This window comes from Streptacidiphilus sp. MAP12-20, assembly GCF_041262525.1.
Lineage (GTDB): Bacteria > Actinomycetota > Actinomycetes > Streptomycetales > Streptomycetaceae > Streptacidiphilus.
This window is the reverse complement of the sequence record NZ_JBGCCK010000019.1, coordinates 59,594-83,030: the sequence shown is the minus strand read 5'-3', so window position 1 is coordinate 83,030 and position 23,437 is coordinate 59,594. Positions and strand designations below refer to the sequence as shown.

The following is a 23,437-nucleotide window of genomic DNA, read 5'->3' as shown; positions in this document are numbered from 1 at the left end:
CTGCGTTCGCCTCCGTCGTCCGGGGTGTTCAACGACGGAAGGAACGGATCGCAGCGGGTTGACCTCAGCCTCAGGCGCCGGCGTTGCCAGGGACGCTCAGCTTGGAGGCGACCCAGGGCAGCGCCTGCGGGGTCTCCTGGTTCCAGGTGTTGAAGTTGTGGCCGCCGCTGTCCAGGAAGAGCGAAGAGATCGCGTACGGCGGCTTGGCCGAGACGGCCTTGATGAAGGCCTGCGTCGCCTTGTAGTCGAACTCGGTCTTGCTGCTGGTCACCAGCAGGGAGACCGGCACGCCCGGCAGGTTCTTCGCCCGCCACAGCAGGTCGGCCTGGTTGCGCAGGTCCTGGCTGCCGCCGAAGAGGTCGCCGGTGGTCGAGTCCTCGGCGGCCTTGTAGTAGCCGGAGAGGGAGGCCGCCGCGGTGAAGGAGTTCGGCTCGCGCATGGCCAGCGAGAGCGCGCAGTAGCCGCCGGTGGAGTCGCCCAGCACGCCCCAGGCCTTGCCGTCCGTGGCGACGTTGTACTGGGTGGCCAGCGCCTTGTGCAGGTCCTTGGCGAAAAACGTCTGCGCCTGCGGGCCGCCCGGAATGTCCTGGCACTCGTTGTCACGCGGCATGGCCACCGACGGGCGCATCAGCACCATCACCGTGGGCGGCATCTTCTGCTGGTAGATCGCCTGGGCGGCGATCGTCGGGTACTTCATCCGGGAGATCAGGTTCTCCGGGGTGCCCGGGTAGCCGGTGAAGACGACCAGGACGGGGAACTTCTTGTGCGCGTTCGCCGGGTCCTTGTACGCGGCCGGCAGGTAGACGTACGCGGGCTCCGTCAGGCCCGTCGTGCCACCGTGGATGCTCACCTGCTCGACCGACCCGCCACCCGCGCCGGCCGCCGCGCCGCCCAGCTGGAGCGCCACCGGCTTGGCGCCGCCGGTCGGCGTGACGCTGCCCGCGCCCTTGCCGTCCGAGGTCGGCTTGGTGTGGTCGACGATGCCGGGGACGGGGCCCTGGTCGGTGCCGAACAGGTCGCTGAAGGAGCTGTAGAAGCCGCCCCAGTTGTTCGCGAGCAGACCTATCGCCATCAGGCTGAGCAGCTGACTGCCCAGCAGCGTGCCGATGCGGCCGAGAAGGGCCTTCCAGTTGCGGGCGCTGAGCTTGGGCCACAGCCAGATCGTTCCGACGAAGCTCGCCACTGCCAGAAGCGCGACGAGCAGCTCCAGTTTCTTGCTGGTGAGTCCCATTACCTGTGCCCAAGCCTTTTACGTGTCGTCCGCCCGTTGGTCGGGCCCTGAGGCCCGACGTACCAGCATGCCCGAGGTCGGCGCGTGAAGCAGCATGATGCGTCGTTAACGCGATCTTTCATGTGCTGTCATCACCTCCGCCCGCACGCGGGGAACCAAGTCCTTACCAGTGCGTCTACGCTGTGCTCCCATGAGTGAACCCGTGGCCACCGAGCGACCGACCCGTAAGGGCCTGCCGATTCCCAAGATCTCCCGCCCCTGGGTGCCACGGGTCGTGGGCTACGCCACCGCTCTGATCGGTATTTTCGACATCATCGCCGCGGTCGTCCCGCACTTCCGCGACTCCAGGGTCCACCAGATGGCCAGCCTGCTGCCGGGCACGGTTACCACCGTCGCGACCGCGTTGTCGCTGGTCATCGGCATTTTGCTGATCATGCTCGCGCACGCGCTGCGCCGCCGTAAGCTGCGCGCCTTCCGCGCGGTCGCGGTGCTGCTGCCGGTCGGCGCGGTGGTCGAGCTGCTGCGCTGGCACCACACCGGCACGGCCGTTATGACCCTGGTGGTCTGGGTGGTGCTGCTGGTCAACCACCGCGAGTTCTACGCCCTCTCCGACCCGCGGACGCGCTGGCGCGCCCTGTTCAACCTGGTGCTGATGGGCGCGCTGAGCTTCGGCCTCGGCATGATCATCGTGAGCTCGCACGCCCAGACGACCGTGGGCAATCCCACACTGCGCGAGCGGTTCTGGGAGGTCTTCTGGGGCCTGATCGGCATCGGCGGACCCATCGAGTACACCGGCGACCGGACCGGCGACCTGGTCTACTACTCGCTCGCCGGCCTCGGCCTCTTCACCGCGGTCAGCACGGCGTGGCTGGCGCTGCGCCCGTCGAAGCCCTTCGCCGAGCTGAACGTCGCGGAGGAGCAACAGGTCCGCGAGCTGCTGGTCAAGCACGGCGCCCGCGACTCGCTCGGCTACTTCGCACTGCGGCGCGACAAGTCCGTGATCTTCTCGCCGACCGGCAAGGCGGCGGTGGCCTACCGCGTCGTCTCCGGCGTGATGCTGGCCTCGGGCGACCCGATCGGTGACGTCGAGGCGTGGCCGGGCGCGATCAAGCTGTTCATGGAGGAGGCCCACCGGCACGCCTGGATCCCGGCGGTCATGGGGTGCAGCGAGACCGGCGGCGAGGTCTGGACCCGCGAGGCGGGCCTGGACGCGCTGGAGATCGGCGACGAGGCGATCGTCGAGGTGGCGGACTTCACCCTGGAGGGCCGTGCGATGCGCAACGTCCGCCAGATGGTGAAGCGGATCGAGCGCGCCGGCTACGAGTGCCGCGTGCGCCGCGTCTCCGACCTGGACGCCACCGAACGCGAGGCGATCCGCCACGCGGCGGACACCTGGCGCGGCACGGAGACCGAGCGCGGCTTCTCGATGGCGCTGGGGCGCTTCGGCGACATCCGTGACGAGGGCTGCGTGGTCGTGACGGCGCACAAGGCCGTGGAGGCGGCCCCGGCCGGGCAGTCGGACATCCGGGCGGTGCTGCACTTCGTGCCGTGGGGCAAGGACGGCATCTCGCTGGACCTGATGCGGCGCGACCGCGACGCGGACCCGGGCCTGAACGAGCTGCTGATCGTCAAGGCGCTGGAGGCGTGCCCGTCGCTGGACGTCACCCGGGTCTCGCTGAACTTCGCGATGTTCCGTTCGGCGCTGGCGCGCGGCGAGCGGATCGGTGCGGGCCCGGTGCTGCGGGCGTGGCGCGGGTTGCTGGTCTTCCTGTCGCGGTGGTTCCAGATCGAGTCGCTGTACAAGTTCAACGCGAAGTTCCGGCCGATCTGGGAGCCGCGCTTCCTGGTCTACCCGAGCACGGCGAACCTGCCGCGCATCGGTATCGCTGCGCTCCAGGCGGAGGCGTTCATCGTCATGGAGCTGCCGAAGGCGCTGCGACGCTTCCAGAAGCAGCTCCCCGAACCCAACGCGGCGATCACCCTTCCGGCCCCGCGGTAGCGGTTAGGGGCGCGGGGGCACCCGCGTTCAGACAGCCAGTTGCACCTCCAGGGGCGCGGGGAACTGCGCGACAAGCCACCGGCGTGCGGATGGTCCTCAACGCGCAGGGCCATCCGCACAGGGTGGTTTCTCGCGCAGTTCCCCGCGCCCCTGGAGGTTGCATGGCTGACCGTCTGCCCATCGTGGGCGAGCGGGATAATCAACGCATGAACACTCCGCACCGCACGCTGCCCGGGTTGCCCGATTGGGGTCGCTGCGGGGTGATGGGCATCGTCAATGTCACGCCGGACTCCTTCTCCGACGGTGGGCTCTGGCTCGATCCCGAGAAGGCCGTCGCGCACGGGATCGCGCTGGCAGCCCAGGGCGCGGACATCGTGGACGTGGGTGGGGAGTCCACCCGGCCCGGGGCCACGCGGGTGACGGAGGACGAAGAGCTCCGGCGCGTGCTGCCGGTCGTGCGGGGGCTCGCGCAGGCCGGCGTGGTCGTCAGCGTGGACACCATGCGCGCCGTCGTCGCCGAGGCCGCCGTCGCGGCCGGGGCGAAGGTCATCAATGACGTCAGCGGCGGCCGGGCCGATTCCGGCATGGTCAAGGTCGCAGCGGAAACCGGTGTCCCCTTTGTGGTGATGCACTGGCGCGGTCAGTCGACGGAGATGGACGCGCTCGCCCGCTACGACGAGGTCGTCACCGAGGTCGTGGGCGAAGTCGAGGCGCAGCTGGAGGCGGTCGTCGCCGGTGGCGTCGACCCGGGCCAGGTGATCGTCGATCCGGGGCTCGGTTTCGCCAAGACCAGGGAGGACGACTGGGCCCTGCTCGCCCGCCTCGACGCCTGGGCGCGTCTCGGGCGGCCGCTGCTCGTCGCGGCCTCGCGCAAGCGCTTCCTCGGCACGCTGCTGGCCGACGCCCGCACGGGCGAACTGCGGCCCGCCCGCGCGCGGGACGCCGCGACCGCCGCGATCTCCGCGCTCGCCGCGGCCGGCGGGGCCTGGGCGGTCCGGGTGCACGAGGTGACCGCCAGCGCGGACGCGGTCCGCGTCGAGGCGGCGCTGCGGGCCGCCCGGTGACCGGGGTGCCCAAGGGGAGCGAGGCCGAGGTCGCCGCGGTCACCGAGGCCAACCTCGCGCTCTACGCCGCGCTGGAGACCGGTGACCTGGACGCGCTGACCGACGTCTGGGTCTCCGGCGCCGAGGCGGACGACGTGCACGGCGCGGTCTGCGTCCATCCGGGCTGGCCGGTGCTGCGCGGGCGCGCCTCCGTGCTGCGCTCGTACGCGCTGATCATGGCGCACACCGAGTACATCCAGTTCTTCCTGACCGACGTCGAGGTCGAGGTGCTGGGCGATGTGGCACTGGTCACCTGCACCGAGAACATCCTCTCCGGCGGCGAGGCCGAGGAGGAGGGTGAGCTCGGCCCGCTGGTCGGCGGCCGCGTGGTCGCGACGAACCTGTTCCGGCGCACGGAGGAGGGCTGGCGGCTCTGGTCCCACCACGGTTCACCCGTGCTGACCGGTGGCGACGACGAGGACTGAGCGGGGATTGATCCTTTCGGGCGGCACCTGGGAATCAAATGGGGGCCGAACAGGATTGTCGGTATTGCAAGGTAGCTTGGTGCCCGTAGGCAACGAAGCCTGCTAGCTCCCGCGTGTGTCGTCGGTGAGCCGGACCACAGGGAGTCTTCTCATGCTCGACCGCATCACGGTCAGGGGCCTGCGCGCTCGCGGCCACCACGGCGTCTTCCCGCGCGAGCGGGAGCTCGGACAGACCTTCGTCGTGGATGTCGTGCTCGGCGTCGACACCCGTCCGGCCGCCTCCGGGGACGACCTCGCCGCCACGGCGCACTACGGCGTCATCGCCGAGGAGGTCGTCGCGGTCGTCACCGGCGATCCGGTCGACCTGATCGAGACCCTCGCCCAGCGCATCGCCGACCAGTGCCTCAGCCACGCCGCCGTACAGGAGGTCGAGGTCACCGTCCACAAGCCGGACGCGCCGATCACCGTCCCGTTCGACGACGTCACCATCACCATCGTTCGGAGTCGCGGATGAGCCCGATGAACGCCATGAGTACCGATCCCACCGCCACGCCGGTCCCCGCCGAGGTCAAGGCCACGGTCGACTCGGCGGACACCACACTGCACAACCCGCGCCGTGCGGTCATCGCCCTCGGCAGCAACCTCGGCAACCGCCTGGAGACGCTGCAGGGCGCCGTCGACGCGCTGGAGGACACCCCCGGCGTCCGGGTCAAGGTCGTCTCCGCGGTCTTCGAGACCGACGGCGTCGGCGGCCCCGAGGGCCAGCCCGCCTATCTGAACGCCGTGCTGCTGCTGAAGACCACGCTGCCCCCGCAGTCGCTGCTGGAGCGTGCCAACGCGATCGAGGACGCCTTCGGCCGCGTCCGCACGGTCCGCTGGGGCTCGCGCACGCTGGACGTCGACATCGTCGCCTACGAGGGCGTCGAGCAGGACGTCCCCGAGCTGACCCTGCCGCACCCGCGCGCGCACGAGCGCGGCTTCGTGCTGGCCCCCTGGCTGGACGCCGACCCCGAGGCGAGCCTGCCCGGTCACGGTCCGGTCGCCGCGTTGCTGGCCGCCGTCGGCGTCGAGGGCGTCCGCAGGCGCGAGGACGTCGAGCTGCACCTGCCTCGCTGACGTCCCATCACCGCGCCTGCCAGGTACGGTGGAGCGGATTCTTGCTTGGAGGGACATCTGTGAAGCCGCTTCGCCCGCTCGTGCTGGCCGTGATCACGCTGATCGCCGGGGTGCTGTCCTGGGCGGGGGCGCGGCTGTGGAACTCCGTCGGCTCGCTGCCCGGCGTTCCGGCGGCGGCGCCGATCGTCCTGGCGGTGATCGCGGTGATCCTGGCCGCGTCGGCGATCTCCCTGCGGGCGCGGCTGCGCGCCCAGCGCGACCGGGTCCCCGACGCGAAGGGCGTCGACCCGCTGTCCGCCGCGCGGGCCGTGGTGCTGGGCCAGGCGAGCGCGCTCGTGGCGGCGCTGGTGACGGGCGTCTACGGCGGCATGGGCGTCTTCCTGATCAGCCTTTGGGACGCGGCCCCGGCCCGGAAGGGGCAGGCGCTCACGGCGCTGTTCGCGGTGCTCGCGGGGATCGCGGTGATGGCGGCGGCGCTGTGGCTGCAGCAGGTCTGCAAGCTGCCGGAGGACCCTGACGACCCGTCGGCGTCCGACCGCGTGCGGTGATCGTCGCCGTCTGTCAAGAGCGTCTTTGGGACCTCGCCTGACATAAGTCGGACGATCACGCTAGATTTCTGGCCATGTCTCGTGGTCGCCACCGTCAAGCCTCGCCGCTGCGCAGGGCGCTTCCTTCGCTCGCCTGTATGGTCCTCGCGCTCGCCGGGCTCGTGGCGGCGATGCTGACCAGTAGTCTCGGCGTGCTGCGGGTGCTGGTGATCTCCGTCTCCGTGGGCGCCTGCGCGGCGGCGTTCCTGCTGCGCCAGCGCGAGCAGGCGGCGGAGCAGGAGCTGGCCGCCGAGCAGTCCATGCGCGGCCGTGACGAGGCGCGCTTCGAGGAGCGGGTCGCCGAGCTGGAGTACCAGGCGGAGGCCGCGGAGGAGCAGGTCAAGCGCCTGGAGCGGCGGGTACTCGCCCAGCGCAGCCAGCTGGCGCACGCGGAGGCGACCCACGGCCAGCTGCTGCGCGAGCGGGCCCGCCTCGCGGCGGAGCAGGCGCTGCGCGAGGCGGAGGCCGTCCAGGCCCGCGAAGCGGCGAAGCGCGGCTCCCGCCCCACCACCACCGCCTACCTCAAGGCCGCGTCGGCGCTCCGCACCCTCGAACGCCGCGCGGAATCCAGCCACACCCTCTCCCTCCGCCAGCCCACCCGCGCCGAGCTGACGCCCGCCCGCGCGGACGGCGAACTCGCCGCGGAATCGGCCCCGGCCGCGCCGTCCGCGGCGGTCCAGAACCTCCACAGCGACGCCAAGCCGCCTGCGGCGCCTGTCGCGGACAGCGACCCGGCCCCGACGACCGGTCAGCCCGTCGGCGGTGCTGCGGGATCCGGCGCGGCTGCGCCTGCGGCGGCGGGTCAGGCCTTCGGATCCGGGGGAGCGGTCGTGGGCGGCCCGGCCGCGCCTGCGGCGGACCGGCCGGGCCAGGTTTCCGGTGCGGCAGTGCAGGCGCCTGCGGCGCAGGGTGTTGCCGGCGGCATCGCCGCGACGGCGGGTCAGGCCGGTGGCGGTGCTGCGGGATCGGGCGTTGCGGTGGCCCGGTCCGGCCAGACCATGGGTGAGGCGGCGCAGGGGGCCGGCGGGTACTTCGACACGGCGGCGGGTCAGAACGTCGGCGGTGCTGCGGGATCCGGCGCGGCTGCGCCGGCTGTGGCGGGCGAGGCGGCGGAGAGCGTCGGCGGGGCCAGTGCGAGCGGGGCGGTGGATCGGCGGGCTGCTGCAGGTTCCGGCGTTGAGGGTCGTGACGGCCGGACGCGCGGTCGCGACAGCCGGCCCTCCGGGGGCACCGCCGGGCACGGCCACGCCGCGCCGGGGGCCGGTGGGCGACAGGGTGGGGCGCAGCGGGGTCTGGTCGCGCCGTACATGGCAGGGCAGGCAGTCGCCGCAGGCGTCCAGCCGTCCGCGGCGACCGCGCCCGCGTGGGCGCGGGCCGCGCTGCCGCCGATGCGGCCTGCGGCCGCCGTGCCGCCGACCGCGCTGCCGCGGCAGGGGCGGGCGACGGGGACGTTCAACTTCTTCGCGCGGCAGGAGAGCGCGATCGGCTCCAAGCTCGGCAACGACCCGGCTGATGTCATCGGCGACGAGGCCGCCGCCGCGCAGGCCCGTTACGTCGCCGCGCCGGAGGCGCCTTCCGTGCTGCCGACCAACGCTCACGAGCGCACCGAGCACGCCATCGTCGACCTCACCGCCGAGGACGAGACCGAGCCGATCGACGTCCGGGCCATCCGCGCCGTGTGACGCCTACGCGGGACCGCGGGACGGCTACTTGTCGACGTCGCCGACGACGAAGAACATCGAGCCCAGGATCGCGACCATGTCCGAGACCAGCGTCCCGGGCAGGATCTCGCTCAGCACCTGCAGGTTGTTGAACGACGCCGAGCGCAGCTTCAGCCGCCACGGTGTCTTGTCGCCGCGCGAGACCAGGTAGTAGCCGTTGATCCCGAGCGGGTTCTCGGTCCACGCGTAGGTCGCGCCCTCGGGTGCCTTCAGCACCTTCGGCAGGCGCTGGTTGATCGGCCCCGGCGGCAGCTCGGCGATCCGGTCCAGGCAGGCGTCCGCCAGGTCCAGGCTGTTGTGGAGCTGCTCCAGCAGGCACTCGAAGCGGGCCAGGCAGTCGCCGCTCTGCCGCACCGGCACCCGCAGCACGTCCGCCAGCTCGCCGTAGGCGAGGTACGGCTCGTCACGACGCAGGTCGAAGTCCACGCCCGAGGCGCGCGCGATCGGCCCGCTCACGCCGTAGGAGTGCACCAGCTCGGGCGACAGCACGCCGACTCCGCGCGTCCGGGCCCGGAAGATCTCATTGCCCATCACCAGCCGGTCGAAGACCTCGCACTTCTTCCGCACCGCCGCGACCACGCCGCGGACCCGCCCGTACCAGCCGGCCGGCAGGTCCTCCTTCAGGCCGCCGACGCGGTTGAACATGAAGTGCATCCGCCCGCCGGAGGCCTCCTCCAGCACGGCCTGCAACCGCTCCCGCTCCTCGAACGCGTGGAAGATCGGCGTGATGCCGCCCAGCTCCAGCGGGTAGGAGCCGAGGAACATGAGGTGGTTGAGCACCCGGTTCAGCTCGGCCAGCATCGTCCGGGTCCAGGTCGCCCGCGCCGGGACCTCCATGCCGAGCATCCGCTCGACCGAGAGCACGACGCCCAGCTCGTTGGCGAAGGCGGAGAGCCAGTCGTGGCGGTTGGCCAGCATGATGATCTGCCGGTAGTCGCGGGCCTCGAAGAGCTTCTCCGCGCCGCGGTGCATGTAGCCGATGACCGGCTCCGCCTCGGTGATCAGCTCGCCGTCCAGCCGCAGCCGCAGCCGCAGCACGCCGTGCGTGCTCGGGTGCTGCGGGCCGATGTTCAGCACCATGTCGCTGGTGCCCAGCTCCGTGGCCCCTGCGCCGATGCCGACCGTCGTCTCCCTCATGGGGAGAGAGTCTGCCATCCCGCCGGGAGTCCCATGTCCACAGCCTGTGCGCCCCACAGGAACGAACCCAGCCCGCCGAGGGCGGTCAGTTCCGCCGCCTCCCCGGCGGCGGCCAGTGCCCGGACATAGCCGACGGGGTCGCTCGACGCGAGGGCGAGCGGCGGGCGCTCCCCGGAGACCCCCAGCGCGCGCAGCGCCTCGCGCTGCGTCGTCCACAGGCTGTGGGTGACGCGGGGATTCGTTGTGGCCGCGGCGTCGAGGCAGGCGTCGAGGGCGACGTGCGCGGTCAGGTCGCAGGAGCCGTCCGGCACGGGCGCGACCTGCTGCCCGGCCCGATAGCCGGTGAGCGTCCCGTAGGGGGGACGGGTCGCGCGGGTGTGGGCGTAGTCGACGGCGACGGCGAGGCCGCGCCCGAGGGTGGACACCGCCTCCGCCCAGGCCCGGTCCCTGGGCAGACCGAGCTCGGCCCGCTCCGGAAGGGGCTTGAACTGGGTCTCCAGCCACCGGCCGTCCTCGTCCGAGAGGACGCCGCCCAGCTGCTCGTCCCCGGTCAGCGGATCGACCAGCACGTACCGGGCCACACCCTCCTCGTCCAGCCCCATGACCTCGCACGGCACGTTGTCCAGCCACTCGTTGGCGAAGAGCAGTCCCGCGTCGATCGGCGCGATCCGGTCCGTCCACTCGACCCAGCCGGGCAGGGACTCAGGACGCTCGGCCCGCTCCACGGCCCGCAGCGTCAGCCGGTTGGCCAGCCCGGGGTCCTGCCGCCGCGCCTGCGCGCCCAGCGCGACCAGCAGTTCTCCGCGCCCCGCGCCCACGTCGCAGACGACGAGCTCGTCCGGACGGCCCAGCCCCTCGTCCACCCACTGGACCAGCCGCAGCACCGCCCCCGCGAACAGCGGGGAGGCGTGCACGGAGGTGCGGAAGTGCCCGGCCGGCCCCGCGCCCGCGCGCACGAAGAAGCCGTCCGGCCCGTAGAGGGCCCGCTCCATCGCCTGACGCCATCGCAGATAGCCCATGCCCCTACCCTCCCAGCGGGTGCCGTTGGCAACCAACTCCGACTTGCGGAGGAGACCGGAGTCCCCCCGGCGATGGACGGTCGGACCCTCCGGCCCTGCCTAATCTGGAAGCGTGCAACTCCTCTACAGCTGGTTCCGCCGCCACCCCACGGTGTCCGACACCGCGTGGGCGCTGCTGCTGCTCCTGCTGTCGGTGCCGCAGATGGTCGCGGATCGCAGCGTCGGCCAACTGTTGCTCTCGGTCGGGCTCTGCGGCCTGCTCTGCGTGCGCCGGATCTACCCGGACGCGGTGCTCTGGGCGGGAGCGGCGATCGCCTTCGTCCAGCTCGCGTACGCCCACAACATCTACGCCGCCGACATGGCGCTGTTGGTGCTCGGCTACGGCGCGGCCGCGTTCGGCAAGCCGTGGACCTCCCGGGCCGCGCTGATGCTCGGCTTCGCGGCCGGGCCGCTCGCGGTCATCTCGTTCAACCACAACGTGATGTCCCGCCCGTCGATCATCGCGTACGCGGTGCTCGCCTCGACCCCGTTCGTGCTGAGCTGGGTGCTCGGCCGCTTCACCAGCATCCGCCGGGCCTACTACCTGGAGCTCGAGGACCGCGCCGCGCGGCTGGAGCGCGAACGCGACGCGCAGGCCAAGGTCGCCGTCGCGGCGGAGCGCGCGCGGATCGCGCGTGAGCTGCACGACGTGGTGGCGCACAACGTCTCGGTGATGATCGTCCAGGCCGACGGCGCCTCCTACGTGATGGACTCCTCGCCCGAGCAGGCCAAGGAGGCGCTCGCCACGATCGCCGGCACCGGCCGCCAGGCGCTGACCGAGATGCGCCGCCTGCTGGGCCTGCTGCGCAGCGCGGACACGGCGGGCGAGTACGTCCCGCAGCCGGGCGTCGAGCAGCTGCCGGACCTGCTGGAGCAGGTCCGCAGCGCGGGCCTGCCGGTCGAGTTCCAGGTCGAGGGCGAGCCCAGGCCGCTGCCGCGCGGCGTGGAGCTGACGGCGTATCGCATCGTCCAGGAGGCGCTGACCAACGCCCGCAAGCACGGTGGCCCGCAGGCCAGCGCGACGGTGCGGATCAGCTTCGAGGACGGCGACCTCGCCATGGTCATCGAGGACGACGGCCGCGGCGCGAGCGCGGCGCTGGCCCGCGAAGGCGGCGAGGACGGCTTCGGCCACGGCCTGATCGGCATGCGTGAGCGCGTCGGTATGGTCGGTGGCAGCCTGGACGCGGGCCCGAGGGTCGGCGGCGGCTTCCGGATCAAGGCCGTGCTTCCGCTGGGTGCTTCCCGTAACTGAAAGGCAGTGTGTCCTTCGTGACCGTCCGAATCATGCTCGTCGACGACCAGGAGCTGCTGCGCACCGGCTTCCGCATGGTGCTGCAGTCGCAGAGCGACATCGAGATCGTCGCGGAGGCGGGCGACGGCGCCCAGGCGCTGGAGATCCTGGCGGACACCGAGGTCGACGTGGTCCTGATGGACGTCCGGATGCCGCGGCTCGACGGCGTCGAGGCGACGCGCCGCATCTGTGACCCGGCGACGCGGCTGGCGGCGGTGCCGAGGGTGCTGATCCTGACCACCTTCGACCTGGACGAGTACGCGTTCTCGGCGCTGAAGGCGGGCGCGAGCGGCTTCCTGCTGAAGGACGTCCCGCCGGTCGAACTGGTCGCGGCGATCCGCGCGGTCAGCAGCGGCGAGGCGGTGGTCGCGCCGACGACGACGCGACGCATGATCGACCGCTTTACGGCTGTACTGCCGGCCGCGGTGGCAGCGAAGCTGCCCCCGGAGCTGGAGCGGCTGACGGAACGGGAGCGCGAGGTCCTGCTGCTGGTGGCCCAGGGGCTCTCCAACGGCGAGATCGCGGAGGGCCTCGGTCTCTCGGAGGCGACGGTGAAGACCCACGTCGGCAGGATCCTGACCAAGCTGGATCTCCGGGATCGAGTTCAGGCGGTCGTGCTGGCCTACGAGACGGGCATCGTTCAGGCACGCGGGTAAGTCCCCGCCGGGGGCGCGGGCGCGACAGGTCACAGCGGAGGGCCAGTTGCACCTCCAGGGGCGCGGGGAACTGCGCGACAAGCCACTGACGTGCCGATGGTCCTCAACGCGCAGGGCCATCCGCATAGGGTGGTTGCTCGCGCAGTTCCCCGCGCCCCTGATCGTTCATCCGAGCTGCAGAAGGAACTCCGTCAAAGCCTTGGCGATGTCCTCCGGGGACCACTCCAGTGCCGGGCCTGCCACCGTGATCTCCGTCAGCGCGTGGCCCGGGACGGCGGAATCCCGCCAGCCGCCGAACAGCACGCGCTTCGACTCCTCCGCCTGACGGAGCGTCGCCTCGTTCAGTTCGTCCGCCGTGAAGGGGAGCCAGAACTGGAACTGGTGGGTCATCGGCACCGAAGGATGGATTCGGGAGCCAGGGGCGGCGGCGAGAGCGAGAGCCACCGTCTTCGCGTGCGCGACGTACTCGTCCAGCCGCGGCAACTCCCGGTCCAGCCCGACCAGGGCGGAGAGCGCGGCAGGCCACTGCTGGAACAGCTGGCCGCCGTAGCGGTGCCGCCAGGCCTTCGCTTGGGCGATGAAGTCCGCGGGGCCGGCCAGCGCCGCGCCGCTGACGCCGCCGAGGGTCTTGTAGAAGGAGACGTAGACCGAGTCCGCCAGCTCCGCGACCTCCCGCAGCGGGACGCCGAAGTGCGCCGTCGTCTCCCACAGCCGCGCGCCGTCGAAGTGCACCACCGCGTCGCGGTCGCGCGCCGCCTGGACCGTCGCCTGCAGCTCCGCCCACTCCGGCAGGACGAAGCCCGCGTCGCGCAGCGGCAGCTCCAGCATCAGCGTGCCGAACGGCTCGTCGCAGTCGGCGACCTCGGTCGCCGTCGGCAGGCGGGGCGCGTTCGTCGGCCAGACGCTGCGCAGGCCGCTGAGCTGGGCGTAGGCGTGGCGCTCGTGGACCTCGGGGTGGGCCAGCGGGTGCATCGCGACCAGCGGGTTGCCCGTCCGTTCGGCCCAGCAGCGCAGGGCGACCTGCTGCGCCATCGTCCCGGTCGGGAAGTACGCCGCCGCGTCCGTGCCGAGGAGATCGGCGACGCGGTCCTCCAGCGCGGCGACGATGCCGTCACCGTAGACGTCGGAGCGTCCGTCCAGGTCGAACGCGGCGCGGCCCGCGTCGCCGGCCAGGTCGGCCAGGCGTTCGGCCAGGCTCTGCGGGCGCACGCCCGACAGCTGTCGTTCGCAGCCGCGCACTGCGGTGAAACGGCGCTCGGCGGGGTCGGTGGCCGGGTCTGCGAGGGAGCTTTCGTCTACGTCTGCCATGCGGTCACCCTCTCAGACGACCCCGCGTCCTCGCGCGGACGGAGCTCCCGTCGCCCCCGCTGATGACGTACGATCCGCAGCGCCCGTCAGTCGACTCCGGAGGAACCGTGTCCCAAGCGCTCGCCAAGTTGGTGTTGTCCCCCTTGGCGCGGATGATCTACCGGCCGGTCGTTGTGGGACGCGAGAACGTCCCCAAGCGCGGCGCCGTCATCATCGCCAGCAACCACCTCGCCGCCATCGACAGCGCGGTCATCCCGTTGCTCGCGCCGCGTCCGGTGTCGTTTCTGGCCAAGGCGGAGTACTTCACCGGCACGGGGTTCAAGGGCTGGTTCACCAAGGTCTTCTTCTCCGCGATGGACTCCATCCCGGTCGAGCGCGGCACCCACCGTTCGGCGCAGGCCTCGCTCGACGCGGGGCTCGCTGTACTCCAGGAGGGTGGTGCCTTCGGGATCTATCCGGAGGGCACCCGCTCGCGCGACGGGCGGCTCTACCGGGGGCGCACCGGCGTGGCCTGGCTGGCGCTGGCGTCTGGCGCGCCCGTGGTGCCGGTGGCGCTGACCGGGACCGAGCGGATCCAGCCGGTGGGCAAGCTGTTGCCGCGCATCCGCCGGGTGACCATCCGGTTCGGCGAGCCGCTCGACTTCTCCGACCGGATCGGGGTCACGCCCGTCGGTCCGGTCCGTCGCGCGGTGACCGACGAGATCATGGACGCCATCCACGCGCTCTCGGCCCAGCCCCGCGCCGACGTCTACAACGAGCCGCCGAAGGCGGCGTAGGGCGCGCAACGTAGCGCACGCCACAGCGTCACCCCGCCGTCCCGCCGTAAACTGACTCGGAACGTCTGGTACCCCCCTCCGGGACTGGAACGGAAAGAGCACCGCTGTGAGGCGTGAGCAATGAGCACTGACGACTTCGGGCTGCCTGTCTTCGGCGACCCCGATCCGGCCGCGCCGGACAACCGGCCCGCGCGGCTCGCCGTCGGCGTCATCGGCACCGGGCGGGTCGGTCCCGCGCTGGGGGCGGCGCTGCAGTACGCCGGGCACAAGGTGGTCGCGGCCTCCGGTGTCTCCCTCGCGTCGCAGCGGCGCGCGAACGCACTGCTGCCGGGGGTACGGCTGGTCACCCCGCCGCAGGTGATGGCCGCCGCCGACCTCGTGCTGCTGACCGTCCCCGACGACGCGCTCGCCGACCTCGTCGCGGGGCTTGCCGCAACCGGTGCGGTCCGGCCGGGGCAATTGCTCGCACACACCTCCGGCGCCCAGGGCATCGCGGTGCTCGAACCCGCCACCCGGGCCGGGGCACTGCCGCTGGCCCTGCACCCGGCGATGACCTTCACCGGGACCAGCGTCGACGTCGCCAGGCTGGCCGGCTGCCCGTTCGGCGTGACCGCGCCGGAGGAGCTGCGGCCGGTGGCCGAGGCGCTGGTCGTGGAGATGGGCGGCGAGCCCGAGTGGATCCCCGAGGCGGCCCGCCCGCTCTACCACACGGCCCTGGCGCACGGCTCGAACCACCTGGTCACGCTCGTCGCGCAGTCGATGGAGCTGCTGGCGCTGGCCGGCGTCGCCGAGCCGGGCCGGATGCTCGGCCCGCTGCTGGGCGCGGCGCTCGACAACACGCTGCGCGCCGGGGACGCCGCCCTGACCGGCCCGGTCGCGCGCGGCGACGCCGGCACCGTGCGGACACACATCGGCGAATTGCACCGCACAACCCCGCAATTGCTGGACACCTACCGGGCCATGGCCCGCGCCACCGCCGACCGCGCGCTGGCCAACGGGATGCTCAAGCCCGAGGCCGCCGAGGCCCTGCTGGACGCCCTCGCGGAGGAGAACCGATGACCTTCCTGGTGAACACCGCCCGCGAGCTCGCGGTCTCCCGCCGCGGGGCGCGCCGCGCGGTGGTGATGACCATGGGCGCTCTGCACGAGGGCCACGCCACGCTGATCCGCGCCGCCCGCGAGCGCGCGGGACGGGACGGGACGGTCGTCGTCACCATCTTCGTGAACCCGCTGCAGTTCGGCGAGGCCGCGGATCTGGATCGCTATCCGCGCACGCTGGAGGCCGACCTGGTGCTCGCCGGGGACTCCGGCGCGGACCTGGTCTTCGCGCCCTCCGTCGCGGAGGTCTACCCCGGCGGTGAGCCGCAGGTCCGGCTCAGCGCCGGGCCGATGGGCGCGGGCTACGAGGGCGTATCGCGGCCGGGACACTTCGACGGGATGCTCACCGTTGTCGCCAAGCTGCTCCATCTCACCGCCCCCGACCTGGCCTTCTTCGGCGAGAAGGACGGGCAGCAGCTGGCCCTGATCCGGCGCATGGTGGCCGACCTCAACTTCCCGGTGGAGATCGTGGGCGTGCCGACCGTCCGCGAGGCGGACGGACTGGCCCTGTCCAGCCGCAACCGCTTCCTCTCCGCCGAGGAGCGGAAGCGCGCGCTCGCGCTCTCCCGCGCGCTCTTCGCCGGGCGCGACGCCCGCGCGGCGGGTGCCGATCCGTCGGCGGTGCGGAAGACGGCGTCGTCAGTACTTGAAGAGGCGGGGAGCGGTATCGCCCTCGACTACCTCGGGCTGATCGACCCGTCCGACTTCACCGAGATCGACAGGGACGACTTCACCGGCGAGGCCGTGCTGGCCGTCGCCGCCAAGGTGGGGTCGACCCGGCTCATCGACAACGTCCGCATCCGGTTCTGACGCCCGTCCGAACCCCCGGCATGTACTTCCACAGGAGACGTGACCACTCATGATCCGCACGATGCTCAAGTCCAAGATCCACCGGGCCACCGTCACCCAGGCCGACCTGCACTACGTCGGCTCGGTCACCGTGGACGAGGACCTGCTCGACGCCGCCGACATCCTGCCCGGTGAGCTGGTCCACATCGTCGACATCGACAACGGCGCCCGTCTGGAGACCTACACGATCGCCGGCGCGCGCGGCACCGGCGTGATCGGCATCAACGGCGCGGCGGCCCGCCTGGTCCACCCCGGCGACCTGGTCATCCTCATCGCCTACGGGCAGATGGAGGACGCCGAGGCGCGCGCGTACACGCCGCGTATCGTCTTCGTTGACCGCGAGAACCGGATCACCCACACCGGCGCGGACGCCGCCGCTGCCCCAGAGGGCAGCGGTCTGACGCGGGGCGACGCGATCGGGACGGTCGCGGCGCAGCCCGCCTACGCAGTACGGAGTCAGTCATGACCGTCATGGCCAAGCCACCGGTATCGGTGCGCAGGCTCGCCGCCCCGGCCCCCGGCTGGACGAGGACCACGGACGTGGTCGTCGTCGGCTCCGGCGTGGCCGGGCTGACCACGGCGCTGCGCGTGCGCGCCGCCGGGTTGCGGGTGCTGGTCGTCACGAAGGCGATGCTGGACGACGGCTCGACCCGCTGGGCGCAGGGCGGCATCGCCGCGGCGCTGGGGGACGGCGACACCCCCGAGCAGCACCTCGAGGACACCCTCGTCGCCGGCGCGGGCCTCTGCGACGAGGAAGCGGTCCGGACGCTGGTGACCGAGGGTCCGGACGCGGTGCGCCGCCTGATGGCCACGGGCGCGGACTTCGACCGCGACGGCGACGGCGAGATCATGCTCACCCGCGAAGGCGGCCACCACCGCCGCCGCATCGCCCACGCCGGCGGCGATGCGACGGGCGCGGAGATATCCCGCGCGCTGGTCTCGGCGGTGCGGGACGTGCGGGACGACGAGGGCGTGGAGCTGATCGAGCACGCGCTGGTGCTGGACCTGCTGACGGATGCCGAGGGCCGCACGGCGGGGCTGACGCTCCACGTGATGGGCGAGGGCCAGCGCGACGGCGTCGGCGCGGTCCACGCGCGCGCGGTCGTGCTGGCGACGGGCGGCCTGGGCCAGGTCTTCTCCGCGACGACCAACCCAGCGGTCTCGACGGGCGACGGCGTCGCGCTGGCGCTGCGGGCGGGTGCGGAGGTCGCGGACCTGGAGTTCGTGCAGTTCCACCCGACGGTGCTGTGGCTCGGCCCGGAGGCGGAGGGCCAGCAGCCGCTGATCTCCGAGGCGGTCCGCGGCGAGGGCGCGTACCTGGTGGACGCGGACGGCGTGCGCTTCATGGTCGGCCAGCACGAGCTCGGCGAGCTCGCGCCGCGCGACATCGTCGCCAAGGGCATCATGCGGCGGATGCACGAGACCGGCGCGGAGCACATGTTCCTCGACGGCCGGCACTTCGGCGCGGAGATGTGGGAGGAGCGCTTCCCGACGATCCTCGCCTCCTGCCGCTCGCACGGGATCGACCCGGTCACGGAACTGATCCCGGTGGCCCCGGCCGCGCACTACGCCTCGGGCGGCGTGCGGACCGACCTGCGCGGGCACACCTCCGTCTCGGGTCTGTACGCGTGCGGCGAGGTCGCCTGCACGGGCGTCCACGGCGCGAACCGACTGGCGTCGAACTCGCTGCTGGAGGGCCTGGTCTTCGCGGAGCGGATCGCCGCGGACATCATCGAGCGGGACCGGCTGGGCAAGCTGGCACCGCGTCACGAGGACGCCACCCGCCCGGTGGAGATCGTGCCGCTGCTGGCCGCCGAGGCGCGGGCGGAGATCCAGCGGGTGATGACGCGGGGTGTCGGCGTGCTGCGGAACGCAGACAGCATGGCCGAAGCGACGGAGGGCCTGGCGGCCCTCTCGGGGCCGAACCCGGAGAAGACGGAACCCCCGCAGGTGGAGACCTGGGAGGCGACCAACCTGCACTTGGTCTCTTCGGCGCTGGCCGCTGCCGCGTTGCTCCGCGAGGAGACGCGCGGATGCCACTGGCGCGAGGACTTCCCCGACCGGGACGACGAGAAGTGGCAGCGGCACTTGGTCACGACCTTGACGGATGGCCATCTGCAGGTGAGCAACCCGTGACCACCCAGGGCGCGGGGAACTGCGCGAGCAACCACCGAGTGCGGATGGCCCTGCTCGTTCGGCGCGCTACGTCCCAGGGTGGCTTGTCGCGCAGTTCCCCGCGCCCCTAGTGGTGCAACCTGGCCTCCGTCGTGACCGGTCGCGCCCCCGCGGCGTAGCCGCAAATCGGTAGAGCCCCGCGCCCCTCGTAGTGCAACTTCCCCTCTCAGTAAAAGGAACCGTCCGTGCATACCCACGAAGAACTCGAAATCGTCGACGGCTGCGGCGACGGCTGCGCCTGCGGTGAGGGAGAGTACGAAACCGGCCTTGACCCCGAGCTCGCCGCGCTGCTGGAAAGCGCCGGGCTGGACCCCGTCGAGGTCGAGGACATCGCCACGCTCGCGCTCGCCGAGGACCTCGCCGGGGGAGAGGACGTCACGTCCGTCGCCACCGTGCCGGCCGACGCCGTCGCGACCGCCGACTTCGTCGCGCGCGAGGCCGGGGTCGTCGCGGGCCTCCGGGTCGCGGAGGCGGTGATCTCGCTCGTCGCGGAGGAGGAGTTCTCCGTCGAGCGTCACGTCGAGGACGGCGCGTCCGTCGCCGCGGGCACGGTCCTGCTCAGCGTGACCACGCGGACCCGCGACCTGCTCACCGCCGAGCGCTCCGCGCTCAACCTGCTCTGCCACCTGTCCGGCATCGCCACCGCCACCCGCGCCTGGGCCGACGCCCTGGGCGGCACCGGCGCCGTCGTGCGGGACACCCGGAAGACCACCCCCGGCCTGCGAGCGCTGGAGAAGTACGCCGTCCGCTGCGGCGGCGGCGCCAACCACCGGATGGCGCTGTCCGACGCCGCGCTCGTCAAGGACAACCACGTCGTCGCCGCCGGCGGCGTCGCCGAGGCGTTCAAGGCCGTGCGCGCCGCCTACCCCGACCTCGCGGTCGAGGTCGAGGTCGACACCCTCGCCCAGATCCCGCCCGTCCTGGAGGCCGGCGCGGACCTGATCCTGCTCGACAACTTCACCGTGGCCGAGCTGCGCGAGGCCGTCGCCCTGGTCGCGGGTCGGGCCAAGCTGGAGTCCTCCGGCGGGCTGACCCTGGCGAACGCCCGCGCCGTCGCCGAGACCGGCGTCGACTACCTCGCGGTGGGCGCGCTGACGCACTCCTCGCCCATCCTTGACATCGGTCTCGACCTGCGCGGATAGTCCTCCCGCCTGTCCCTCTCACCCACCACGAACGGCGCGCGCCCATGCTGCTCACGATCGACGTCGGCAACACCCACACCGTGCTCGGTCTCTTCGACGGTGAAGAGATCGTCGAGCACTGGCGGGTCTCCACCGATCCGCGCCGCACCGCGGACGAGTTGGCCGTGTTGATCCAGGGGCTCATGGGCGCCCACCCGATGCTGCGGACCGGGTCCGTCGACGGCCTGGCGATCTGCTGCACGGTCCCGACCGTCCTGCACGAGCTGCGCGAGGTGACGCGGCGTTACTACGGCGACGTCCCGGCCGTGCTGGTCGAGCCGGGCGTCAAGACCGGCGTGCACGTGCTGACCGACAACCCGAAGGAGGTCGGCACCGACCGGATCGTCAACACGCTGGCGGCCAAGCACCTGTACGGCGGCCCCTGCATCATCGTCGACTTCGGTACCGCGACCAGCTTCGACGCCGTCAACGAGCGCGGCGACTTCGTCGGCGGTGCGATCGCGCCGGGCATCGAGATCTCGGTCGAGGCGCTCGGCGTGCGTGGCGCGATGCTGCGGAAGATCGAGGTCACCCGGCCGCGCAGCGTCATCGGCAAGAACACCGTCGAGGCGATGCAGTCGGGCGTGCTCTTCGGCTTCGCCGGGCAGGTGGACGGGATAGTGAACCGGATGGCCGCGGAGCTGTCCGAGAACCCGGACGAGGTCCAGGTCATCGCGACCGGCGGGCTCGCCCCGCTGGTGCTCGGCGAGGCGACCAGCATCGACGTGCACGAGCCCTGGCTGACCCTGATCGGTCTCCGGCTCGTCTACGAGCGGAACACCGCGGCCGCCACCAGCCAGCAGTAAGTACGCCGCCGAACGGCTGGCTTTATTCGGACGACCCGCCGAAATGCTCGTGGTTCATCCGATTTTCCCTTTTCGCTACGTACAGTCGTCCCATGCCTACGCCTCACGGGTCGCGCGGCGGCATGGCCTTCAGCGCGGATGAGCTGCGGGTCCTCCGGCGGGCCCTCGCCCACGTCCTCAATCCACCGATCGGCGCCGACGCCAGACCGGACGGGTCCGCCCGTGCCGCCTGGGTGGAGGACGTCCAGGACGTCCTCCGGCTGTCCGAGGCGATCGACGAGGCGGTGCACGAGGGGGGTCGGATGCGTGCGTTCGCGCTCGCCGAGCTGGTCCGTTACCGCGCCGCCCTGCCGGGAAGCGCCTCGGGTTACCTGGAACGGCTGGAGGAGGCCGTCGCCGACGGTTACCTGCCGGACTCCGACGACCTCACCGCGCTGCGCGCGGTCAGCGCGCTGCCCTGCGCGCAGGCCGAACGCGCCCGCCGGACGCTGCTGCGACAGCGCTGCGCGGAGCTCGCGGAGGCGAGCGTGCGGCGTCGGCTCGACGGGTCGCCCGTCTTCGCCCTGGCCGCGCCGCGCGCGGCGCCCGAGCTGCCGGTGGCGGCCGGGCAGGTGGCGGAGCGTCAGGTGATCGCGCGTCAGTCGGAGCAGTCGAAGTCGCAGCCGCAGGGGCAGCCGCAGCCTGTGTCAGCGAGTGAGGCGCCGGTGGGTCAGGCGCTGGAGATCCCGCGGCCGCCGCGGATCGCGAGCGTGTCGATCGGGGGGAAGGTGGCGGACTTCGCGCGTGCGAACCGCCCGACCAGGCTGCGCGACAAGACCCGCGCAGAGTCGTATCCCCTGCCCGCCCGTCGAGGAGGAACGATCGCCATGAGCAAGAGCACCGAGCACACCGCCCCGGCGTCCCAACCGCACGGCCAGCCCCAGGCCCCGGCCCAGAATCCGAAGGCACCCGCCTCCGCGCGTCCGGTGCGTCCGATCCCCACGCCGGGCGACCTGTTCCCGCGCGGCGTCCGCCCGGCCGGCGACCAGGACGAGGAGCTCGCCACCGGCACCGGCTGAGCGCCGGCTCCCCTGAGCGCCGCCTGCCAGGGGATTCACAGATAACGTTCGGGCCACCCCCCTAGCCTGCGGGTTCCCCGAGGTGTTTGGATCTTGACCTCTTCTCACCTCGTCCTCACCAGGAACCACACATGGCGTTCGCACGCACGCGGGGGGCGGTCCGTCTCGGGGCCGTCGCCGCCGCCGTAGTCATATCCGGCGGCCTGACGGCCCTCCCCGCGGGCGCCTCCGGCGGGTCGGTCCTCGGCGTCGTGCTCTCCAGCCCGCAGGTCACGCTGCTCCCGCAGTCGAGCGGGGCGCCCGCGCAGACCTTCCACCCGCTGACCGTGAACGTCGTCAACGCGGGCCCCTCGGCGACCGGGGTCAAGGTGAACGTCGACGCGAGCAGGGCAGCAGGCCTGGTCGAGCTCTCGCTGCCCAAGAACTGCGCCTTCACCGACGCGGCCAAGCTCCACGCGAGCTGTGCCCTCGGCTCCGTGGATCTGATCGGGGTGCTCACCTTCGGCATGCGCTCGGCTCCCGGCGTGGCGGCGGGCGCGCGCGGTTCGGTCGTCGTCACCGCGACGGCGGCCGACGCCGCTCTGGACCCGATCGAGCCCAAGAGCGACCTCAGCACCGCCGTCGTCATCGGTGACGGACCGGACCTGGCGGCGCGTCCGCTGCCGGCCGTGCTGAGCGTGACGAAGCAGCAGGGCACGGCGGTCAACCCGACCGTCGTCAACGTCGGGGACCGGGACGCCACCGGCGGCGTGATGCTCTACCTCGGCGCCATGGGCGACGACTATCGAGTCGGTGGTAGCTCCGGCAACTACAGCAACTGCGCCTACGGCGTCACCTCCGGTCAGCCCGGGGACACCGGCGCGGGCGTCGTCTGCCGCTTCGACACCGTCGTCAAGCCGGGGCAGGCCTACCGCCTCAGCGCCGACGTGCCGGTGACCGCGGGCCCGATAGTCACCGGCCCGGGAGAGCTGCTGTACGCGTGGGACGTGAAGGGCGGGCCCATCGACTCCACCTTCGGCGGCGGAAAGGCCGGCACCGGAGCCGCGCTGACGCTGGTCCCGGTGGCGTCCCCCGCAGTACAACCGCGCACGCTGGACATCAACTACGACAACAACGTGGGCATGTCCGAGCTGCGCCTCATCACGAAGGACGACGTCGCGGCGGTCGCGCACGACGTGCACGGCACGGTCGGCAGGCCGGTGACCGCCTCCTTCGGCGTCCGGAACGCGGGTCTGGTGCCGACCCGCGCCCTGGAGGGCGACCCGAAGGTCACGGCTGCGATCGCCGTGATCCTGCCCAAGGGCGTCAGCGTCGCGTCGGCCCCCACCGGCTGCGTCGACGGCACGAAGGCCGGCGGTGCGTCGACCCGTTCTCCGGCGTTCCAACGCGCTCAGGCGCGGGCGCTGGCGAGCAGTGGCGGTCGCGTCATCGACCCGTCGGCGGTCTACGTCTGCGCCGTCACCCGCGTGCTGCAGCCTGGGCAGGAGGCGGACTTCGCGTTCCGGCTCAAGCCGACCAGCCGACTGAACGCGGCCGAGGGCCTGGTCGTCGCGATCGGCCAGCCGGCGGACAACACCCCGGACAACAATCTGGCCGTCTTCAAGGTGACCGCCACGATCGCGTCCTCCGCCACCCCGACGGCCTCCGCCTCGCCGACCCACCCGGCCTCCGCCTCCGCCTCTGCCGCCCCCGGCGGCGGTCTGGCGCACACCGGTGGCGGCTCCGACGCCCTGCCGCTGGTCGCCGCCGGTGCCGCGGCGATTGCTCTGGGTGCGGGGGCGGTCGCGCTGACCCGACGCCGCAGGTCGGGTGCGGGCAGCCACAGCTGAGTCCGCGTCGGCGCTCAGAGAAGATCGACCAGCA

22 protein-coding genes are annotated in these 23,437 nt (G+C 72.4%); 18 read left to right on the top strand and 4 right to left on the bottom strand.

Features of this window, described 5'->3' with window-relative positions; all coding sequences use genetic code 11:
• Nucleotides 1-70: 70 nt before the first annotated feature.
• Complete coding sequence (locus tag ABIA32_RS24395; RefSeq protein ID WP_370099301.1) at nucleotides 71-1,231, bottom strand: alpha/beta hydrolase; 1,161 nt, start codon at nucleotides 1,229-1,231, stop codon at nucleotides 71-73.
• Between the two features lie 190 nt (nucleotides 1,232-1,421).
• Here ABIA32_RS24395 and ABIA32_RS24390 point away from each other — a divergent pair, with 190 nt between their 5' ends.
• The 7 genes from ABIA32_RS24390 to ABIA32_RS24360 all read left to right on the top strand — a co-directional run bounded on the left by ABIA32_RS24390 (nucleotide 1,422) and on the right by ABIA32_RS24360 (nucleotide 8,143).
• Nucleotides 1,422-3,230: a phosphatidylglycerol lysyltransferase domain-containing protein gene (locus ABIA32_RS24390; RefSeq protein ID WP_370099298.1), complete on the top strand. Its 1,809-nt coding sequence runs from the start codon at nucleotides 1,422-1,424 to the stop codon at nucleotides 3,228-3,230.
• Between the two features lie 206 nt (nucleotides 3,231-3,436).
• The gene (folP, locus tag ABIA32_RS24385) at nucleotides 3,437-4,294 is read left to right on the top strand and encodes a dihydropteroate synthase (protein WP_370099295.1); all 858 of its coding nucleotides are present in this window, start codon (nucleotides 3,437-3,439) and stop codon (nucleotides 4,292-4,294) included.
• 5 nt (nucleotides 4,295-4,299) lie between these two features.
• On the top strand, nucleotides 4,300-4,758 hold the full coding sequence (locus ABIA32_RS24380) for a nuclear transport factor 2 family protein (protein WP_370099293.1): 459 nt from the start codon (nucleotides 4,300-4,302) through the stop codon (nucleotides 4,756-4,758).
• A 151-nt stretch (nucleotides 4,759-4,909) separates the two neighbouring features.
• A complete protein-coding gene (gene folB / locus ABIA32_RS24375; protein WP_370099290.1) occupies nucleotides 4,910-5,272 on the top strand; it encodes a dihydroneopterin aldolase in 363 nt (120 codons plus the stop codon).
• A 14-nt stretch (nucleotides 5,273-5,286) separates the two neighbouring features.
• Nucleotides 5,287-5,874 carry a 2-amino-4-hydroxy-6-hydroxymethyldihydropteridine diphosphokinase gene (gene folK, locus ABIA32_RS24370; protein ID WP_370099287.1) on the top strand — a complete coding sequence of 196 codons (588 nt, stop codon included), beginning with the start codon at nucleotides 5,287-5,289 and terminating at the stop codon, nucleotides 5,872-5,874.
• 59 nt (nucleotides 5,875-5,933) lie between these two features.
• On the top strand, nucleotides 5,934-6,422 hold the full coding sequence (locus ABIA32_RS24365) for a DUF3180 domain-containing protein (protein ID WP_370099284.1): 489 nt from the start codon (nucleotides 5,934-5,936) through the stop codon (nucleotides 6,420-6,422).
• Between the two features lie 74 nt (nucleotides 6,423-6,496).
• Nucleotides 6,497-8,143: a hypothetical protein gene (locus ABIA32_RS24360; protein ID WP_370099281.1), complete on the top strand. Its 1,647-nt coding sequence runs from the start codon at nucleotides 6,497-6,499 to the stop codon at nucleotides 8,141-8,143.
• A gap of 24 nt (nucleotides 8,144-8,167) precedes the next feature.
• Here the strand turns inward: ABIA32_RS24360 and ABIA32_RS24355 are convergent, their stop codons facing one another.
• Both ABIA32_RS24355 and ABIA32_RS24350 read right to left on the bottom strand, forming a co-directional pair.
• Nucleotides 8,168-9,319 carry an NADH-quinone oxidoreductase subunit D gene (locus tag ABIA32_RS24355; protein ID WP_370099279.1) on the bottom strand — a complete coding sequence of 384 codons (1,152 nt, stop codon included), beginning with the start codon at nucleotides 9,317-9,319 and terminating at the stop codon, nucleotides 8,168-8,170.
• Nucleotides 9,316-10,338: an SAM-dependent methyltransferase gene (locus tag ABIA32_RS24350; RefSeq protein ID WP_370099276.1), complete on the bottom strand. Its 1,023-nt coding sequence runs from the start codon at nucleotides 10,336-10,338 to the stop codon at nucleotides 9,316-9,318. Before ABIA32_RS24350 ends, ABIA32_RS24355 begins: the two co-directional genes overlap by 4 nt.
• A 112-nt stretch (nucleotides 10,339-10,450) precedes the next feature.
• Between ABIA32_RS24350 and ABIA32_RS24345 the strand changes: the two genes are divergently transcribed.
• Both ABIA32_RS24345 and ABIA32_RS24340 read left to right on the top strand, forming a co-directional pair.
• Nucleotides 10,451-11,629 carry a sensor histidine kinase gene (locus tag ABIA32_RS24345; RefSeq protein WP_370099273.1) on the top strand — a complete coding sequence of 393 codons (1,179 nt, stop codon included), beginning with the start codon at nucleotides 10,451-10,453 and terminating at the stop codon, nucleotides 11,627-11,629.
• A 17-nt stretch (nucleotides 11,630-11,646) separates the two neighbouring features.
• Nucleotides 11,647-12,324, top strand: a complete 678-nt coding sequence (locus ABIA32_RS24340) for a response regulator (protein ID WP_370099270.1) — start codon at nucleotides 11,647-11,649, stop codon at nucleotides 12,322-12,324.
• 165 nt (nucleotides 12,325-12,489) lie between these two features.
• Here ABIA32_RS24340 and ABIA32_RS24335 read toward each other — a convergent pair whose 3' ends face one another.
• Nucleotides 12,490-13,632 carry a low specificity L-threonine aldolase gene (locus ABIA32_RS24335; protein ID WP_370099267.1) on the bottom strand — a complete coding sequence of 381 codons (1,143 nt, stop codon included), beginning with the start codon at nucleotides 13,630-13,632 and terminating at the stop codon, nucleotides 12,490-12,492.
• 107 nt (nucleotides 13,633-13,739) lie between these two features.
• Between ABIA32_RS24335 and ABIA32_RS24330 the strand changes: the two genes are divergently transcribed.
• The 9 genes from ABIA32_RS24330 to ABIA32_RS24290 all read left to right on the top strand — a co-directional run bounded on the left by ABIA32_RS24330 (nucleotide 13,740) and on the right by ABIA32_RS24290 (nucleotide 23,403).
• A complete protein-coding gene (locus ABIA32_RS24330; protein WP_370099265.1) occupies nucleotides 13,740-14,408 on the top strand; it encodes a lysophospholipid acyltransferase family protein in 669 nt (222 codons plus the stop codon).
• A gap of 120 nt (nucleotides 14,409-14,528) precedes the next feature.
• Nucleotides 14,529-15,467 carry a Rossmann-like and DUF2520 domain-containing protein gene (locus ABIA32_RS24325; RefSeq protein ID WP_370099261.1) on the top strand — a complete coding sequence of 313 codons (939 nt, stop codon included), beginning with the start codon at nucleotides 14,529-14,531 and terminating at the stop codon, nucleotides 15,465-15,467.
• Nucleotides 15,464-16,315 (top strand): pantoate--beta-alanine ligase, encoded by an 852-nt coding sequence (gene panC, locus ABIA32_RS24320; RefSeq protein ID WP_370099258.1) that lies wholly within the window; start codon nucleotides 15,464-15,466, stop codon nucleotides 16,313-16,315. The genes ABIA32_RS24325 and panC overlap by 4 nt, the downstream gene beginning before the upstream one ends.
• A gap of 49 nt (nucleotides 16,316-16,364) precedes the next feature.
• Nucleotides 16,365-16,820, top strand: a complete 456-nt coding sequence (gene panD / locus ABIA32_RS24315; protein WP_370099255.1) for an aspartate 1-decarboxylase — start codon at nucleotides 16,365-16,367, stop codon at nucleotides 16,818-16,820.
• Nucleotides 16,817-18,490 carry an L-aspartate oxidase gene (locus ABIA32_RS24310; protein WP_370099252.1) on the top strand — a complete coding sequence of 558 codons (1,674 nt, stop codon included), beginning with the start codon at nucleotides 16,817-16,819 and terminating at the stop codon, nucleotides 18,488-18,490. The genes panD and ABIA32_RS24310 overlap by 4 nt, the downstream gene beginning before the upstream one ends.
• A gap of 224 nt (nucleotides 18,491-18,714) precedes the next feature.
• Nucleotides 18,715-19,671, top strand: a complete 957-nt coding sequence (gene nadC, locus ABIA32_RS24305; protein WP_370099249.1) for a carboxylating nicotinate-nucleotide diphosphorylase — start codon at nucleotides 18,715-18,717, stop codon at nucleotides 19,669-19,671.
• A gap of 44 nt (nucleotides 19,672-19,715) precedes the next feature.
• Complete coding sequence (locus ABIA32_RS24300) at nucleotides 19,716-20,516, top strand: type III pantothenate kinase (RefSeq protein ID WP_370099246.1); 801 nt, start codon at nucleotides 19,716-19,718, stop codon at nucleotides 20,514-20,516.
• Nucleotides 20,517-20,608: 92 nt separating this feature from the next.
• Nucleotides 20,609-21,574 (top strand): hypothetical protein, encoded by a 966-nt coding sequence (locus ABIA32_RS24295; protein WP_370099243.1) that lies wholly within the window; start codon nucleotides 20,609-20,611, stop codon nucleotides 21,572-21,574.
• A 131-nt stretch (nucleotides 21,575-21,705) separates the two neighbouring features.
• On the top strand, nucleotides 21,706-23,403 hold the full coding sequence (locus tag ABIA32_RS24290) for a hypothetical protein (RefSeq protein WP_370099240.1): 1,698 nt from the start codon (nucleotides 21,706-21,708) through the stop codon (nucleotides 23,401-23,403).
• The last annotated feature ends 34 nt before the right edge of the window (nucleotides 23,404-23,437 follow it).